The 1872-nt window shown below is 68.9% G+C and carries 1 protein-coding gene and 1 pseudogene; both read right to left on the reverse strand.

The annotated features are described in order from the left end of the window. Positions 1–679 precede the first annotated feature (679 nt). Positions 680–1330: an RNA 2',3'-cyclic phosphodiesterase gene (gene thpR, locus DM816_RS41760; protein ID WP_117215927.1), complete on the reverse strand. Its 651-nt coding sequence runs from the start codon at positions 1328–1330 to the stop codon at positions 680–682. Positions 1331–1461: 131 nt separating this feature from the next. Then, positions 1462–1872, reverse strand: a pseudogene (locus DM816_RS41765) (hypothetical protein); the annotation flags it as partial.

Below are 1872 nucleotides of genomic sequence, written 5' to 3' on the forward strand. Positions count from 1 at the left end.
CTACCGCATCCGCAACAGAGACCTCGGTCGGCAGGTACCGCCAGCCGACCACCACGACCATCGTTAACCATAACAACTAACCATCAAGCAGGGGGTCAGCTTTCGAGCGCCGAGAAAGGGTCAGCATTCGGGCGACGTTGACAGCTTGCGGCTCTTGGTCACGGCAATCCGCTCCTGTCGTGCCGCGCAGGTGCCGAGGTGCTTGCCCATGGCGCCCTTGGTGGTCTCATGGCGGCAGAAGGCGCATCGCCCTCGCGGCTGTCTGGCCATTGTGGACCCTTTCCCAAGGAATAGATGGCCTGTCGAGATTTCGCCCACACCTTAATGCCGCACCGGTTGGCAGCTCGCGTTGACGGGCGTTTCTTCGTGTCCGTTTCCATGCCCTTGGCACGACCCACGGTCGGGCGCGAAAGCGACCGCCCGCTGGAGTCTGCAAGGAGCAGAGGCCATCTTGCTGCTGCGCGCCGCATCACCAACGGCGACTTCGACCAGTACTGTCAGCCCCGCCCAACCGTGAATATCAGCGCGGCCACTCCAGCCGTGTCAAGACCAGTTTTGCCCCGGCCGCATGATCGTCAACGCGCCGCTCGCTAAGAAGAAGGCGCACCCTCACGCCAGACGCGGCGTCATGCCGCTAACCCACGCCGCCCGCCTCTCATGGTCGGTCATGAACTCAAGTTCATGACCGGCGAGGAAGGGGCCAGGTTTTCACCGGGTGATAAACGGGTTGGGAGCCAAGCACACTGTGCACCAGCACGATTTCGCGCACCGGCCACGCGGGTCCTTCGTAGTCGTGCAGAGCCCCCACGCCGACCCCGACAGCCTCGTGCGACAGGCGCCGGGCGAGGGTGAGGTGCGGCCGGAACCGCTTGTCGTCGGGCTGCACGCGATGGGCGCGCAGGCTGCGCCGCACCAGCCGGGTGAGCTTGGTGAGCCCGGCAATGTCTCCCGCGATGCCCGCCCACAGGATCGACCCGAACCGCCCACCACCCTGGATTGCCAACTCGCCCAATGGTTTCCCGCCCGCTTCACCGGCCATGCCCGCGTCAAGCGCGGCTATGGCCGGGCCCGCGTCTGGCTGGTCGCCGAGGAAGGCGAGCGTGATGTGCAGGCGTTCGGCGGCAGGCACTCGAATATCTATTGTGGACAGCGCGGCGGTCAGGTCAGCGATGGCATCCGCGGGCGGGAAGACCGCCACGAACAGCCGCATCATCCGTGCCCGCTGCGCCGAGCCGGCTTCGGCCTCGTCGGTCATGGGCGTCATCCGGGCCGACTGTGCCTGGCTCGCCTCGCCTTCGCTGACGGCGGCGTCATCTGCCTGCGGCACCATCCGCACCCCCTTGCGAACCACGCGCCGCCGGCCCACTCACTGCGGCCCCATCTGCCCGCCACCAGCCGCGCACTGCGAGAAGCCGTCCGCCACCGGCGGTTCGGTGTGGCTCGTCCGGACCCTGATCGCGATCATTTCGTGCTGAGCGTGAGGCCCGCGGCGATGAGGGCGCCCTCGACCCGCAGGCGCTCGATCTCCAGGTCCAAACCGGACACCTGGTCGAGGTGGTGCTCCACGCCGAGGCACAGGCACGCGGCCGCGAGGGCGTCGTCGTAGCGCTCGTCATCGCGCGGCAGATCGCGCAGCTTTGCCACGACCTGCTCGAACGGCACCAGTGCCGGGCCTGCCTGGGCCGGGACCGGCACGGGCAGCCAGGCCGGCGCGAGGCCCACGGCGTTGAGCCGATGCACCGCGAACTGGGCCACGGTGTCGCGCGCCGAGGACAGCGCCTCGGACGCCACCTTGGCCACGGCGACCCACGGCGGGCCGGCGGGCGGCGCGGGCGCGAGGGCGCGCTCCAGCCGGTCGAGCGTGCGCTGCTC

Origin of the sequence: Allorhizocola rhizosphaerae (assembly GCF_003426775.1) — a bacterium.
Taxonomy (GTDB): domain Bacteria; phylum Actinomycetota; class Actinomycetes; order Mycobacteriales; family Micromonosporaceae; genus Allorhizocola; species Allorhizocola rhizosphaerae.

Coding starts and splice junctions, on each gene's coding strand:
- thpR (WP_117215927.1), bottom strand. CDS start 1,330: ATGGTGCCGCAGGCAGATGACGCCGCCGTCAGCGAAGGCGAGGCGAGC.